This window comes from Maribellus sediminis, from assembly GCF_011799805.1.
Taxonomy (GTDB): Bacteria; Bacteroidota; Bacteroidia; order Bacteroidales; family Prolixibacteraceae; genus Draconibacterium; species Draconibacterium sediminis_A.
In genome coordinates, this window is record NZ_WXUB01000003.1 from 673,949 (window position 1) to 690,499 (window position 16,551).

The following is a 16,551-nucleotide window of genomic DNA, read 5'->3' on the forward strand; positions in this document are numbered from 1 at the left end:
TTAATTTATGTATTTGTATACTTTCGGATGTATTTCATAGCCAGAATTATACAGCATTTTGAAGAGGGAGTTGCTAAGAAGTAAAAGAATGGTCTAATTGATATTCCACTTTTGTTTTAGTGCAGCCAGATGCTTTTGTTTAAGTGGTTCCCTGTTTTTTTGTGCAAAAGCCGTGTGATAAGTATGGTTCTGTAAAAATCTGATCTGAATTTTATCCCAGTCTTCTTCGTTCGAAATCTTATTAAATGCCATCAATTCTTTAAAAAGTGTGTCGCCGATGGCATAAAATGAATCCGTTCCCAGGTAATCGAGATCGGCATCACCAATAATTTTTTCGAGGGTGGTTTTGGGAAGCTGTGGAATTTTTGTTGCCCGAATCATTCCGGCTATAATTTCGATTTGTTCGTCGGTGTAATTCCATTCGGGGAGTATCTTTTTCGCGTACTTTACGCTTTCTTCTTCGTGTTCGTTGTAGGTTTGAATAAATCCAATATCGTGCAATAAAGCCGCGGTACGTAAAAGGAATGCGTCTTCGCGCGAGATGCTCATTCTTTTTATGTACTCGTTACACACCCGCAAAACATCTAAAGTATGGTGTACACCATGGTAGCTTAGTTTATCCGATAATTCTTCAGTTAATTTGTTAATGACAAACTGTTTGAGTTTTCTGATATTCATCCTCTATTCGTTGTATGTTTAAAAACGTAGGTTAAATCCGTTTATTGATCTGGTTATAAAATTATACTTTTTCAGTTTAAAAATAATGTTAAACAATATATGTCAGTTTGATCTGTCGTGATGCCGCAGGTAACTTCCACGGACTTCTTTAATACTTTGAACAAAAAAGAAGGCATCAGGATCGATCTGAACCACTTTTTGTTTGATGCGGTGGATCTCGAGCCGGGTAACTACCGCAACCACGATGTCGCAATCGTATTTTAAATGATAGGAAGAAGGCAGGTATCCACGTTCGCCTTTGTAAACGGTAATAGCTTTTCCAAACTCGTTAACAACAAGCGATTTAACTTCCTGATCTTTTTTCGATACGATACTGAGCGAGGTAAATTCTTCGATACCGTCCACCACATAATCCGAAGTTTTCATGGCGATATAATAAACAAGAATGGAATACATGGCCGCCTCGTGGCCAAATTCGACGGCAGCACCTATAATGACCAGCGAGTTAAACACCATGATAATCTCGCTGGTTGTGAAGCCGACTCTCTTTTTGGTGTAGTGGGCGATAATCTCGAGTCCGTCGACTACTCCACCACCACGTATTACCAAACCTATTCCGAGTCCCATCAGGAATCCGCCAAAGGAGGCCATCAACAATTTATCCTCGGTAATAACCGGTACGCGAATAATCAACATTAATCCCGCAGTAACCAGGATAGCAATCATCGACTGCACGGCGAACGTCTTTCCAACCAGGCGGTAACCAATGTACACAAAAGGAATGTTTATCACGATCAGCCAAATACTGATGTGAATGAGGAAAGCTTTTTCGAATATGATGGATACCGCAGTTACACCACCATCAACAAAGCCGTTTGGGATCAAAAAACCATCAAGAGCGATCACCGAGATCAGACTACCGAGGAGGGTGTATAGAATATATGGAAAAGAGAATATTGATTTCCAATCGATTCCTGCTTGTTTTTTCATATTATGCTCCTTTTGATTCTTGTATTATTCAATCACCTCGTAGCTTACCATTGGTTTCGACTTGTTCTTCATTTCAATTTCGCCGATTTTACGGCACTTAAAGAATTCCTTTATTTTCTCGTATGAATTTTCGCCGATCAGTACCTGTCCGGGGGCGGCTGCAGCCTGTAAACGCTGGGCGATATTTACAGAGTCGCCGATAACGGTGTAGTCGAGCCGTCTGAGACTGGATGAACCAATATTCCCCGAGATCATTTCGCCGCTGTTGATGCCGATGGAAACATTGGGTTGGTAGGAAACATGCTCGTTTACCTGTGGTAATTCCCTGATTTTATTCCTAACCGCTAAACAGGCATCGATTGCACGGTCGAGGTGATAATCGCCGTGGAAAACCGCCATGATGGCATCGCCAATAAACTTGTCAACATAACCATTCTGCGCAATGATCTCCTTGGCCATCACATCGAAATAATTGTTGAGGAGTGTTACCACCGTGTCGGGGGCTTCGTTTTCGCTGATCGATGTAAAACCACAAATATCGAGAAAAGCCACCGTGGCTTCAATGGTTTCGTTGGCGGTGATTGCTGATTCGAACTCACGAGCACCCATAAAATTCAGTACGGTTTCGTCGACATACATCTTCAGGATATTGTTTTCCTTGATGGCACGCAGCGTTTCGCGCATTTGGCTAACCTGTTTTATGGTTTTCTCCAGGGTGATCTCAAGGTCTTTGAAATCAACCGGTTTGGTAATAAAATCGAAGGCGCCACGGTTCATTGCAATGCGGATATTCTCCATATCGCCATAAGCTGAAATTATCACCGACTTTAGAATAGCATGCGTTTCCGCCAGTTTCGATAGTAAAGTTAGACCGTCCATTTCGGGCATATTAATGTCGCTTAGTACCACATCAACATCGGTATGTTTTTCGAGCTGATCGAGGGCTTCCACACCATTGGCAGCAAACACGAACTCGTATTCCTGTTCCCTGATCTTTCTGCGAAATTTTTGTTTCACCAAAACTTCCAGATCGGCTTCATCGTCTACCACTAATATTTTTGTCATACTTCAAGATTTTTTATTTTTTCTTTCAGCAGCGAAAAATCCACGGGTTTTGTTAGAAAGTCGTCAGCTCCGAGGGCCATTGCCCGCTTGTGGTTTTCTTCGTCGCCATAAGCGGTGATCATCATTACAACGGGTGGCGGCGAATGATGTTTTTGCTTGATTTCTTCGAGCAATTCAAGTCCGCTCATTCCCGGCATATTAATGTCTGATAATATAAGTACTGCTTCGTGATTAAAGTTCACCATGTATTTAAGTGCCTCCTCTCCCGAATAAGCAAATTCAAATACAATTTCGCCATTTTTAATTTCTTTTCTGAAACGCTGCTGAAATAGAGGTTGGATGTCATGTTCGTCGTCAACTACTAGAATTTTCATGTGCTTTTAATTTTAAATTATAAGGGTAAATTGATTATGAATTCGGTGCTCACGTTTTCTTCTGAATTTACTTTCATTGAGCCACCGTGTGCTTTAATTATATCGTAACTCAAACTCAAGCCCAGCCCGGTTCCCTGACCTGTTGGTTTGGTGGTAAAAAACGGTTGGAAGATTTTTTCTTTGAGCTGATCGGGAATTCCGCTTCCGTTGTCTTTTACACGGATCTCAATTTTATTATCCAGCATTTTTGTGCTTACAGTTACCAAAGGTTTGTAACCTTCCTTTTTTTGTTTGCTTTTGTCGTAAACCGCATAAAATGCATTATTGATAAGGTTGATCAACACCCGGCCAATGTCTTGTGGTATCACTTTTACTTTCGGGAGTTTCGGGTCGGCATCCAGTTTGAAATCGGCATTGAATGCTTTGTCTTTGGCGCGAAGTCCGTGATAGGAAAGCCGCAGGTATTCGTCTGCTAAGGTATTTATATCGGTGAGTTCTTTTTGGCCACTGCTGCCACGACTGTGAAGCAACATGCTTTTTACAATGGCATCGGCCCGCTTGCCGTGATAAATGATTTTCCCTTCGTTATCATCAATGTCCTGTGCCAAGGCAGTTACTTCGTCGAGGTTGTTGATGGCAATTTCCTCCTTCATTTCGGCAATCAACTCTTTATTCACTTCCGAGAAGTTATTCACGAAGTTTAAAGGATTCTGAATTTCATGTGCAATACCTGCTGTGAGTTCTCCCAATGAAGCCATTTTTTCGGCCTGGATGAGTTGCTTTTGAGTGGCTTTCAAATTTTCTAACGACTGACTAAGCTCTGCCGTTCTTTCTTTCACTTGATTTTCAAGCATTTCGTTTTGTGAGGCCAGTAACTCCTTTTTCTCTTCCGAAATCTTTACAACTTCGCTGGCATTTCGCCGTACTTCGCTGAGTACCTCTTTATAGCGTAAGGCAATGTAAGCCAACAAGGACAATGGGAAGGAAAGGAACAGTATGGTTTGCATAATCGATTGTTGCGTGAAATTGGTAGAGTTCGAAGAAGAATACAGAGCGGAAAAAAGGATGATAGCAATAAATAAGGAAAACCCGATAACAATTATCCATTGAGCGCCTTTAATGGTTTTACGGGAAGTGATTACATAATATCCCATGATCCCTAGCGTTGAAATACCCACAGAAGCTAAAATAATTCCGGGAAGATTTGTAATCAATTCTCCTGTTCCGATAAGGACAAATACAACGAATACTATTTTTAGTGATTTCGTTACTTTGCGATTAAACACAATTACAAAAAGTAAAATGCTGGAAATAAAGAATAGGGGCATTATGACATTTCCCAGAAAATTGAATATTACATAAGAACTATAGGATGCAAATGGATTATGCGGCATCCAGGCTTCAAATGACATAAAGGTTATTAGCGTTGAAAAAACGGCAATTACTTTTAAACTTTTTTCTATCGGATTCAGAACAACCAGGATCCAAAACAAGAGACTAAGCAGAGCTCCAACAACCAGGCGAAGTACATTATAAATTGGCTCTTCGGCCAAATGGTTATCCCAGTATGCTCTTCGGGCATTGTCGTAAATTTGAAGGCTGAAGTGGCCTTTAAATTCATGTTTAGGTAACTTTGAAAGTTCATCAACGAAATGCACTGCCAGTATATGTTCGGTATTAACCGGTATTAGGAGATCATGCGCTTTGGTGTGTGCCCTTTTATTTCCGGAAAAGGATTTTCCGTTGGCACCGGTATTTCCGTAACTGCGTATTAATTTTCCGTCGAAGTAAATATCGGCTGCCTGCCAACCATGGTAATACAGGTTAAGCGGAACATAAAACAAACTTGAATCCACCCTGATTTTAGCTCTGAACCACCCCTCGAATCTCCCGTTTTCATCGGCAAAAGATTCTCTGATATCCGATGGTTTTAATTTTTTCCAGCCGGAAGTGTCCACCTCTTTGGCGGCCCATGTGCTGTCGTTTCCCTCGCGATACAGCCACATGTTTATACTCGACAAATACAGGGTATGTTCTGTATTAATAAGCGAATCAGAGAGTGTGAGTAATTCAATCCTGGGAGAGATATCCTGCCAGGCCGCAACGGTATCGGTTAACACCGTATCCGTTTTTGAGACAAGAATTTTCCTGTTGATGTTTCGGCCAAACAGATTTACTTCCGCTTTCTCGGAGCTTCCCCTGTGTAAGCGGTACCTGTGTTCGCCCTCTTTCAAATCAAGAGTGATAGATTTTTCTCCGGAGTCGCCAAGCGGTTTTAGTTGGTATTCTTCACCGGCATCGTAATCCCATTTGTTGAAATCTCCGGCGATAAAAACGCTGTCGTTTTCCAGGTCGATTTCCTCTTTCAGGATAATGGTTACCTTATGCTTTTCTTTTGCAAAGGCGAGGCCTACAAGCACCAATAGTAGAAATGTTATAACTGTTTTTTTCATGATTGAATGGGTAGGTTAATACTAAATTCAGTTCCATTTTTATCTGCGGAAGTTATTTCGAGTGTTCCACCATGCGCTTTCACAATATCATAACTCAAACTCAATCCCAAACCCGTACCCTGTCCGGTTGGCTTGGTGGTAAAAAAGGGCTGAAAAATCTTTTCTTTTATGGAGTCGGGGATTCCGGGGCCGTTGTCTTTTACACGGATTACAGCTAAGCCGTTTTCACGAGCAGTTGAAATTGAAACCATTGGTTTGTAACCGGCTGGTTTTTCTTTAGCCCGCTGGTCGACAGCGTAAAATGCATTGTTTAGTAAATTCAGAAAAACCCGGCCAATATCCTGTGGAACAACTTCAATTTTAGGCAATGATTCATCGGCTTCAAGCTTGAAATCGGCATTAAACGATTTGTCTTTTGCGCGGAAACCGTGGTACGACAGGCGCAAATATTCATTGACTAAGGCATTGAGATCGGTTGGTTCGGCTTTTCCGCTACTACCCCGGCTATGCAAAAGCATTCCTTTAACGATCGACTCGGCCCGCTTACCGTGATGGTTAATCTTATCCAGATTTTGTTTAATATCTCCTGCAATTTCAATGGCTTCATCAAGATCACCTTTAGCAAGCTCTTCTTTCATTTCGTCAATCAACTCGTTGCTGACTTCCGAAAAATTATTTACGAAGTTGAGTGGATTTTGAATTTCGTGCGCAATGCCTGCCGTGAGCGCTCCCAGCGAGGCCATTTTTTCTGACTGGATAAGCTGGGCCTGGGTAGCTTTTAGTTCGGTTAATGTTTTTTCTATTTGGTTCTTGGCCGCTTCCAGGTTTTTAAAATCTTCGTAACGGGCGTACGCAATGGAAAAAGCTTCAGCCAGTGTTTTCACCAGTTCGGTTTTTTCGAGCGATAGCTTTTCCTTGTCGCCCACATACAACATTCCCTGTTTAAAAGGCACAAAATGCAGATGCAATGATTCGGGTACTGAAGCAGAACCCTGGTAACTCCGTGCATTTTTAACCTGCCCGAGTTCCATCATCGACCGTGTCCACTCGATGAACTCTTTGCTGGTCCAATGGGTGTGAAAGAGGCGTTTTTTTCGCCAGTGCTCAAGGGTGTTTTTGGTTAAATCGTTAGCATTGAATGACAGATTTAATGCGGCAAGTGCCTTGCCTTCCGGCGTAGATAAATACACCTCTACTTTCTGTTCTGTTTCATTGACAATAAAAACACCGCAGCGGATAAACGGAACTTCGAGCGCCTGCAGTTCGCGCCAGATAACAGGGGTAATCCGGTTCAGATCTTCGGAAGTTCGCATGCTGGCTATTTCTCCGCGTATTCGATCGAGAGATGCTTGTTTTAAGGCTTCTTTGGCCTGCATTTCCGCTTGTTGAATATCAAGGTACCTGCGATAGGTTAGTGAAAAAACTTTCGTAAATCTTTGGAATATGTCAATTTCAGCTGCAGTCAAATCATTTTTGGTATAGCCAAATATTGCTCCTTCCTTAAAAAAGAATTCATGATTTATCTGCCGGTGGTTGTATTGATCAATTTTAGGGAATTTATAACCGGGTGATTCTTTCAACAAATTATAATAGCTCTCGACTTCTTGTTTTTCCAGGGTATAGGAATAATAGTCTTTATGGTCCTTCCACGCCTTATAAATGCCATCCAGGAGTGGATGAATTCTGGTATCGAGTGTTCCCGTAATCACCTTATCTGCCGTTTTGGTATCCGGAGAAAGTGGTGTTGACCATAAATCCACAACGGGGGTTTCGTTAAAAATGAGGATCCCGGCCCGGAACAGTTCGATACCCAGTTTACTTAGTTCGTTGAACACGATCAGGGTTGCATCGGGTATATCTTTGCTGCTTCGCATTGCCATCGCCTTGGCACGTACCCGTTCGAGCGATATTTCTATTTCTGCTTCGCGGGCTTGTTTTTCAGCATTCTGCAGATCAAGAAAGCGGGTATAAGCTTGTTCAAAAACTTTTGAGAATCGCTTGAGAATATCGATTTCCTGATCGCTGAGTGTTTTGGCATGATGGGCGTGAATACCGATCATCGAGTTTTTTTGAATGGCAAAAGCCTGGGTCAGATGAGTTTGAGCCAGTATCCATTCTTTGCGGTCCTGCGGAACGATTTTAAGATCAGTGTTTTCGAAAGCGTGTTCGAACCAAATGTTTTTTTCTATCCCGTATATTTTTGAAACGAAATCTTTTTTATCGTCCCAGGCATCATAGAAATCGTTGATTGACGGAGCGTCAAAGTAAGGTAACCTGAAACGTGCAGGTTTTGTGATTTTGTCTTCCATCCAAAAATCAAAACCTTTGAATTCTTCAATCCGTGTTGCAATAAAAGCCGCGCCATCCAAAGCAAAATCCAAGCCTTGCAGTTGTTCGAATACAACTGATACAACGTTTTGCAGTTCTTCGCTTTTTTGCATTCCCAACGATTTTGACCTGACTCTTTCCAGAGCAGCTTCTATCTGTGCTTCACGAGCCTGTACTTCGGCTTTTTGTAAATCGAGGAAACGGGTGTAAGACTGATCGAAGACAACTCCAAACCGTTTAAAAATGCCATTTTCCTCCTCGCCGAACTCATTCGATTGATATCGCTGAAATACTAGAATTGAGTTTTTATTGACTACAACTGACCTTGCATACCCCGGGGCTTCAAGAATGAATTTTTGTCTTTCCACGGGTGTTCTTTTAAAATCGGAATACTTAAAGAGTAATCTGAAAAACCGGTTTTTTTCGGTTTTGGAATATTTTTCTTTGTAAAAATTTTTTCCATCCTGAACTGCCTGAAAAGCATTATCCATGATCGGATGATCGAGGTATGGGATATGAAATTTTTCCAGGTAATCCCGTCCTTCGACCGCTATCCAATCGATTACCCCCTTTTTCGGATCGGAAAAATCCGTTATTATTTGTGTTCCTGCAACGAATTGTATTCCCAGTCCCCGCACTTCTTTTTCAAGCAGCCGGACAACTTCGATCAATTCCCGGCTGTGGTGCATTCCCATTGAGCGTGCACGTAAGCGCTCCAATGCGGCTTCAATCTGTGCTTCGCGAGCCTGTTCTTCAGCTTTTTGAAGGTCAAGAAAGCGGGTATAAGCTTGTTCAAATACTTTTCCGAAACGTTTGAAAATTTCTTCTTCTTCCTTTGTAAATTTAGTAAGATTCAACCGCTGAAATATCATAATTGAATTCCTGCAGTGAACAGAAGCCCTGACCCAACCCGGAGCTTTGTATACAAATTCCTGTCTTTCCTTCGGTAATCTTCCAAAATCTGAATACTTATACAACCACCTGAAATAGCTATCCTTTTCTGCCTTCGAATATTTTTCAGTATAAAAATTGATTTCATTTTTTCTAGCCTCCCAGAACCTGTTTGGTTGTGGATGATCACTATTGGGAACGTGAAATTTTTCCAGGAACTTTTGTCCGTCCCTGGCATACCAGCTATTCACGCCTTTTTCCCTGTTTTCGAAATCAGTGACTATTTGAGAACCGTTAATCTCAATACCCAGTCCACTTATTTCCTTGTCGAGCATCCGGACAACTTCAACGAGTTCTGTACTTTTGTGCATCGCCATCGATTGGGCACGTACTCTTTCCAGAGATGCTTCGATCTGCGCTTCCCTTGCCTGTACTTCGGCTTTTTGTAAATCGAGGAAACGGGTGTAAGATTGTTCAAAGACTTTCCCAAAGCGCTTCAAAACATCCTTTTCATCTTCTGAAAACTTTCTTCCATGATGATTAATGATAAAAATACTGGTGTATTTCGAAACCGCGCAGCATCGGGTATAGCCTCCCGGCCTCGACATAATTTCCTTTTTGCGTTCGGATGGAGCTTCCGTGTAAGGAGGATGTTTGAAAAGGTGATTGAAAAACTTTAACTTTTCCTCATTCGTGAATTCCTCAGTATAAAATCCCGGTCCTTTATTTATCCCTTCAATAAGTCCGGAGTATATAGGGTGGTCATAAAAAGGAATGTGAACGCGCTCCACATAATCTGCAGTACCACCGGCTCCCCAGCAGTTAACTTCAGTCTTATTTTCTTCGTTTATGGCAATAAATGCACCTCCGGTAATGGCTATATTAAGACTCTTCAATTGCTGATGGACGGTATTGATCACATCCTGCAATTCGGAAGTATGGTGCATGGCTAACGAACGGCTTCTAACTTTTTCCAGCGCTGCCTCAATTTCAAGCTCGCCGTTCTGTTTTTTGAGTTCAGCGGTTTTTTCATCGACCAAGCGCTGCAGTTCTTCGTTTTTCTTTTTCCATTCGTCTTTGTGCCAGGTATCTCCTTCACTGGTGTCGGCACCCATTGATCCGTGAATGTGGACCAGTTTCCAGGTGTTTCCATAATATTCGAATACAGAGCTAAGCCGCAATGGAATAATGTGTTTGCCTTCTGGCAATTCCATAGAGAGCAATAACTCATCCGTGTAAATGGCAGTATCCTGCTCAGGACTGATCCTACGGTGGATAGGCGTCTGCTGCCATTGCATTTCGATACCGGCACCTTGTACACGTTGATCGATGACCATTTGTCGAAGACGTTGGATTTCCCTGAATTTTTCATCCTGTGTAGATCCAAATCCCGTTACATCGTTAGCAACGAGTTCACTCATTTTTTCAATAGGAAAATCGTACATCATCAGGTCGAGGTAATCCCTGTAGGTTTTATCCAGTATTTTTTCCTTGGTTGAATTCATTTTTTCAGCTTTTGTGCTTTGCTAAAGTTTTACTTAGGCGCCTTCTTCTATTTTAGGAGTGAATTTTTTATCATAATGTATTTGATTGTATTTTTTTGGATCAACAACTATTTCTGTTGTCACTATTGACAGGTTTCATTAGCGTTTCAGTAATTTTTAATAAGTTAAGAAAAAAAGATATATAAATCCGATAAATTAGCAGAGAGACACTAATCTTATCTGTATTTTTACTCTGGAGAAGTCACGAAAATTTGGTCATATAGTTACCCTGATTAGAATAACATTCTAGTTGTCAAATAGTTTAAGCGATGTGCGCATTTGTTTGAAATGGAGTTTCCATCATTGGAACCGGCTTCGATTTAGTTACCTGTAAAGCAGCAACGAGAAAATTACAGGCTGCAAAAGATGGATTTTTATGAAGTGATTTTTTGTAATGAATTGTTTTGTTCCGGCAATCCTATTTTTTTTGCCTCTTAACGACTAGATGTTGAAGCATGCTGACTGGTGTAATCGAGAACAAGATTAACCATGGCATTAACTCCGGTAACAAAGCTGCTTTCATCGAGGTAGAAATCAGCTGTATGATGAGGCGCTGCAGTTGCCGGATCCTGTCCCTTTGGCATACCACCAATAAAAAAGTAAAGTCCCGGTACCTTCTGTGCAAAAAACGAAAAGTCTTCGGCCCCGGTAATGGCCTTAATTTCCATTACATTTTCTTTTCCGGCACTGCGTTCAAGTGTTGGCAGCATTTGGGCGGTCAAGGCTTCATTGTTAAAGGTTACGGGGTATTTCGCTGAGTATGGTACATGCACGATAGCTTTTGCGCCGTTTGCTTCAGCCACATTTTCGGCAATTTCAGTCAGTCGTTGGTGGATTATTTGCTGGTCTGAATCGCTGAAAACCCTGATGGTACCCAGCATTTCCACAGTTTCGGGAATAATGTTCGAGCGGTTACCGCCTTTTATTGCACCTACAGTAACCACGGCCGGATTCATTGTAAGGTTGATGTTTCTGCTTACAATTGTCTGTATGCTGTTAACGATCTGTGCGGCAGTGGCAATCGGGTCAACCGATGACCACGGTTGTGAACCGTGTGAACCTTTTCCTAAAACTTCGATCTTGAAATCGCTGACACCAGCCATCATGGGTCCTGGTTTATAAACAATTTTCCCGGCTTCAAGATTTGATCTCATATGTTGGCCAAAGATTACCTCAACCTTAGGATTTTCGAGCACTCCCTCTTTGATCATCAGTTCGGCACCGCCTTCTTCTCCTTTTGGAGCACCCTCTTCTGCAGGCTGAAAAATGAAAACAACAGTTCCTTTCAGATCATCTTTCATTCCGGCAAGTATTTCGGCCACGCCCATCAACATCGCGGTATGCGCATCATGGCCGCAGGCATGCATCACACCTGTATGTTCGCCATTGTATTCGGTTACTACTTTCGAAGCAAACGGCACATCGGTTCTTTCAACAACAGGCAGGGCATCCATATCGGCGCGCAGGGCAACAACGGGCCCTGGCTTGCCACCTTTTAATACCGCTTTAACCCCGGTAATTGCAATGCCTTCGGTTACTTCCATTCCCAGCGATCGGAGATGTTCTGCTACCTTTTCTGCGGTACGGAATTCGCGGTTCGATAATTCGGGATGTTCGTGAAAATCGCGTCGCCAGTCGATCACCTTTTCTTCAATTGTTGAAGAAGCCCTGAAGGAATCGTTTCCGTTTTGTGCCTTCGACGGAGCTACAGAAAAACATAGCACAAGAATCAGCAAAGTACACAGGGAAAAAATCTTATGGATTGTTGTAGTGTTTTTCATAGGATTAAAATTGTTTGTTTAGTATCGGTATCATTGGTATCCAGTAATTTATGTTGTTGTAACAAAAAGAAGCTGTTTAGACATATTACAGCCGACAAGATCTACTTAATAACCTATGGTGGTATGAATTTGTTTATAGGCTGATTTTGAAATTAGCCATTGCGGATGCGGTAATGCTAGACTTTTCTGAATTCCACCCGATAGGTAATGCTTCCGTCGTCGCTGAACCACAAGTCTTTTAATACCAGTCGTTGAGCGCTTATTTCAACCTGAACCTGAACAAGTGTAGGGTCATCTTTTCCGGGAACATTAAATTCGAGGAATAAAGTCGTTTCGGTATCATTCAAACTCCATTTTCCGTTTTCATCAATCGGAGTGCAACCGGTTGGTGTTAGAATCACTTCACCGTCAACAATATCGATGTCGTAAGTAGCATCGAAAGAGGTAGTTGTAAAGTTGCCACGGGAGGTAAACGAAGCTTCCATCATTACGCAGTCCATTTCTTCAAACAGATCAGTATGGCTGGTTCCGTCGCCGTTTTCATCAACCGGTTCCGAAGTGGTGAAGCTTATGGCCTCCCAGTCGCCTGCTAACGGAGTTTCGGATTCCTCTTTTGAACAGGAAGCTGTAATCACGAAGACGGAAAACAGCAACAGGCGTATCGCTTTTTTTAGAAATGGAGCATCCATAGATCGTATTTGAAAGTTTAAATGTATTGAAATTATGGTTTAATTCAATGCTTCCGGAGTTTTGACTGACAGTGTATTGCAAAATGTTCGGAGCTCGATAAATGCTTGACTAAGCGATTTTGCACAATATAAGTCCGAAGTATATGGTTTTTGGCAGTTCTGTTGTAAATTACACATCAAAAAACCAGAATGCTATGAAAAGAAACAACATGAATTCTTTAAACAAGTTTTGCCTGCTAATCGCACTAATTGTTGTGCTCGGTGTCGGAAAAGCCATGGCTCAAAAAGTGTACCCCATTACCAGTGGTGAAATGATCTTCTCTACCGGAACCACCGAGTTTACAGATGCCTACCTGCAACAATATCCCGGAGCTTCAGTATCCGAGAATCCACTTCGTTTTACCATGTTCTTTCATTTTACACAATACTGGCATCTTGATTTCGGGAACAATTTTGGCATGTTTATGGGTTTGGGAGTTAAAAACGTTGGAACGATCTCGGACGAGGTGTTATACAATGGAGCTGTAAGCGATTATCAGAATTATAAGATCATCCGAAGGGTATATACCGGAGGTGTTCCGTTGGCTTTGAAACTCGGCTCTTTTAAAGATAACTTATACTTTTTTGGCGGAGGCGAAGTAGAGTTTCCCGTTCACTTTAAGGAGAAGTACTGGAACAGTCACGACCGTGATGGCTCCAAGACAAAAACCAATGAATGGTTTGGCAGCCAAACACAAACTGTAATGCCTTCAGTGATTGCCGGCGTGCAATTTCCCGGAGGTGTAAATCTGAAATTTAAATATTACCTCAACGATTTTTTGAATAATGACTATACCGCTACCAATTTTGTATCGGACCTGACACGTTACAAAACCAGTCAGCTATGGTATTTTTCACTTTCGTGGCAGTTTAATACCGCCTATATTTTTAAGGGTGAAGAAGCCAGGGTTTATTAATCTGCTTTTATTGCCAATAAATAGACCGTTGGAGTTACAAACCTGCTAAAAGGTCTTCTAGTTCAATCATTTCACAATGTTTGTTGTTTTACAATTGTTGTTTATCAGGCGACAGCGGATAGCTTGCGCTCGTGATTTGGACGCTTTAGTTGGTTGTAGCCGGCACCATAAAGGTTCTTAACAGTTGACAAGCGTTCAGAACAATGTTCATTTTTTAAAACCAGCCAGCTAATACTACCAGAAACTTGACAGATGCAGAAACTGTCCGTTTCTTTTGGTAGGCCTTCAAACCCATGTACTTTTCACTTTATTATTTGAACCGCTTAACTGTTTGCATGTTATTAAATCTGGAAGAAATTAAAGGGTAATCAACGAGCGTTGCGCTCAGTTTTGCAATGCTAAGTTTATCTGGTTGTTACGTGCAAAAACCCCAACATATGGGGATGGTATAAGATGTTGTACATGTGTATTTTTGCGCGCGAAATGGAATAGTTACAGAATAACAGTAAATAGAAATTAAATGGATTTAAAAGACACCTTCAAAACCGGATGGTGGTGTAACGCTATCGAGGTTAAAGATTTTGTTTCTCTTAATATCTCACCCTACGACGGGGATCATCAGTTTTTACAGGGACCAACCGAACGTACCGTAAAACTTTGGAACATTTGCAAGGATGCACTAAAAGAAGAGCGTCAGAACAACGGATTACGCGATGTAGACGTAAATGTGGTTTCGGGCATGAAAGCTTTTGATGCCGGTTACATCGATAAAGAGAGTGAAGTAATTGTTGGCTTGCAAACCGATAAGTTGCTAAAACGCGCCATGAAACCGTATGGCGGTTACAATGTGGTTAAAAAGGCCTTATCGGAACATGGGCTTAAACCCAACCCGATAATAGACGAATGTTTTGGAAAATACACCAAAACCCACAACGATGGTGTATTCGATGCCTACAACGAAGAAATCAGAAGTTTCCGTTCGTTGGGATTCCTTACCGGACTGCCCGATAATTATGCTCGTGGCCGTATTATTGGCGACTATCGTCGTGTGGCGTTGTATGGTATCAACCGTTTAATTGAAGCAAAAAAAGAGGATCTGGCCAACATTCACGGTCCGATGAGTGATGCAACCATCCGCTTGCGGGAAGAGGTTTCGGAACAAATACGTGCCCTGTATGATATGATTGAAATGGGCAAAATCTACGGCCTCGATTTATCACGTCCGGCAGAAAATGGCCGCGAAGCAGTGCAATGGACTTACATGGCTTACCTGGCTGCGGTAAAAGAGCAGGATGGTGCTGCGATGTCGCTTGGAAGTGTTTCTTCATTTCTCGACATTTTTATCGAAAAAGACCTGGTGGACGGAATAATTACGGAATCGGAAGCCCAGGAATACATCGATCATTTTGTGATGAAATTGCGTATGGTACGTCACCTGCGCATGGAAGCTTACGACCAGATTTTTGCCGGCGATCCAACCTGGGTAACCGAAAGTATTGGCGGTTTGCTTATCGATGGTCGCAGTAAGGTGACAAAAACCTCGTTCCGTTTTCTGAATACACTTTACAACCTGGGGCCGTCGCCCGAACCAAATATTACCATTCTCTGGTCGAAAGACCTGCCGAAGGGATTCAAAGATTATTGTGCAAAAGTATCGATCGAAACCTCGTCTATTCAGTATGAAAATGACGATTTGATGCGAACAAGCTCAAATTGCGACGACTACGGAATTGCCTGTTGTGTGTCGATGCAGGAACTGGGAAAACACATCCAGTTTTTTGGTGCACGTACCAACCTTGCCAAAACCTTATTGCTGGCCATTAACAGCGGACGTTGCGAAAACACCGGAACACAAATGGTTAACGGGATTCCTTTTCTTGAAGATGAATACCTGGATTACGATAAAGTAATTGCCAACTTCAAAATTGCGATGAAAGAAGTGGCGCGTGTATATAACGATGCGATGAACATTATCCATTATATGCACGACAAATACTACTACGAAAAAGCGCAAATGGCTTTGATCGACACCAATCCAAAAATCAACATTGCTTATGGTATTGCCGGATTGTCGATTGTTGCTGACTCGCTTTCAGCAATAAAACATGCCAGGGTAAAACCTGTTCGCGATGAAAACGGTCTTACTGTTGATTTTCAGATTGAAGGCGATTTCCCGAAATACGGTAACGACGATGACCGTGTTGATCATATTGCGCGAGATGTAGTTGAGCATTTTAACATGGAGCTGGAAAAACTTCCGGTGTATAAAAATGCCACTCCAACCATGTCGGTACTTACCATTACATCGAACGTGGTTTATGGTAAAAAAACCGGTGCTACACCCGACGGTCGCGCCAAGGGAGTAGCTTTTGCCCCGGGTGCCAATCCAATGCACGGGCGCGATACACACGGAGTGATTGCATCGCTTAACTCAGTAGCTAAAATCGATTACAAGGATTCGAAAGATGGTATTTCGAATACGCTTTCGGTGGTGCCAAAATCGTTGGGAGCAACACCCGAAATGCGAATTGCCAACCTTGTCCGTACGCTTGACGGCTACTTTGGATGTAATGCACAACACCTGAATGTAAATGTACTCGATCGCGATACCTTGCTGCATGCCATGGAGCATCCCGAGGACCATCCTCAGCTGACCATCCGTGTTTCAGGTTACGCAGTTAACTTTGTTCGTCTAACGCGCGAGCAGCAACAGGAAGTACTGACTCGTTCGTTCCACGAAACGCTTTAAGAAAAATTATACATCAGAATAGAAAGCGTGCTGCCGGCTTTAAACCCGGCAGC

General features: G+C 42.2%; 10 protein-coding genes. 2 read left to right on the top strand and 8 right to left on the bottom strand.

The features are described from left to right. Nucleotides 1–93: 93 nt before the first annotated feature. The 8 genes from HFD85_RS14710 to HFD85_RS14745 all read right to left on the bottom strand — a co-directional run bounded on the left by HFD85_RS14710 (nucleotide 94) and on the right by HFD85_RS14745 (nucleotide 12,793). Entirely contained in the window at nucleotides 94–678 is a 585-nt protein-coding gene (locus HFD85_RS14710; RefSeq protein ID WP_167611359.1) for an HD domain-containing protein, read from the bottom strand. Nucleotides 679–780: 102 nt separating this feature from the next. Beyond that, nucleotides 781–1,668, bottom strand: a complete 888-nt coding sequence (locus tag HFD85_RS14715; RefSeq protein WP_167611363.1) for a YitT family protein — start codon at nucleotides 1,666–1,668, stop codon at nucleotides 781–783. Nucleotides 1,669–1,692: 24 nt separating this feature from the next. Next, complete coding sequence (locus tag HFD85_RS14720; RefSeq protein WP_167611366.1) at nucleotides 1,693–2,733, bottom strand: adenylate/guanylate cyclase domain-containing protein; 1,041 nt, start codon at nucleotides 2,731–2,733, stop codon at nucleotides 1,693–1,695. Continuing rightward, entirely contained in the window at nucleotides 2,730–3,107 is a 378-nt protein-coding gene (locus HFD85_RS14725; RefSeq protein ID WP_167611368.1) for a response regulator, read from the bottom strand. The genes HFD85_RS14720 and HFD85_RS14725 overlap by 4 nt, the downstream gene beginning before the upstream one ends. A 17-nt stretch (nucleotides 3,108–3,124) precedes the next feature. Then, complete coding sequence (locus tag HFD85_RS21705) at nucleotides 3,125–5,560, bottom strand: ATP-binding protein (RefSeq protein ID WP_206081977.1); 2,436 nt, start codon at nucleotides 5,558–5,560, stop codon at nucleotides 3,125–3,127. Next, nucleotides 5,557–10,284 (bottom strand): ATP-binding protein, encoded by a 4,728-nt coding sequence (locus tag HFD85_RS14735; protein WP_167611371.1) that lies wholly within the window; start codon nucleotides 10,282–10,284, stop codon nucleotides 5,557–5,559. Before HFD85_RS14735 ends, HFD85_RS21705 begins: the two co-directional genes overlap by 4 nt. Before the next feature lie 473 nt (nucleotides 10,285–10,757). Next, on the bottom strand, nucleotides 10,758–12,104 hold the full coding sequence (locus HFD85_RS14740) for an amidohydrolase (RefSeq protein ID WP_167611374.1): 1,347 nt from the start codon (nucleotides 12,102–12,104) through the stop codon (nucleotides 10,758–10,760). 176 nt (nucleotides 12,105–12,280) lie between these two features. Continuing rightward, nucleotides 12,281–12,793: a DUF5004 domain-containing protein gene (locus HFD85_RS14745; protein ID WP_167611377.1), complete on the bottom strand. Its 513-nt coding sequence runs from the start codon at nucleotides 12,791–12,793 to the stop codon at nucleotides 12,281–12,283. Nucleotides 12,794–12,987: 194 nt separating this feature from the next. Between HFD85_RS14745 and HFD85_RS14750 the strand changes: the two genes are divergently transcribed. Together HFD85_RS14750 and pflB are read left to right on the top strand one after the other, a co-directional pair. Next, the gene (locus HFD85_RS14750) at nucleotides 12,988–13,749 is read left to right on the top strand and encodes a hypothetical protein (RefSeq protein ID WP_167611380.1); all 762 of its coding nucleotides are present in this window, start codon (nucleotides 12,988–12,990) and stop codon (nucleotides 13,747–13,749) included. Nucleotides 13,750–14,269: 520 nt separating this feature from the next. Continuing rightward, on the top strand, nucleotides 14,270–16,498 hold the full coding sequence (gene pflB, locus HFD85_RS14755; protein WP_167611384.1) for a formate C-acetyltransferase: 2,229 nt from the start codon (nucleotides 14,270–14,272) through the stop codon (nucleotides 16,496–16,498). The last annotated feature ends 53 nt before the right edge of the window (nucleotides 16,499–16,551 follow it).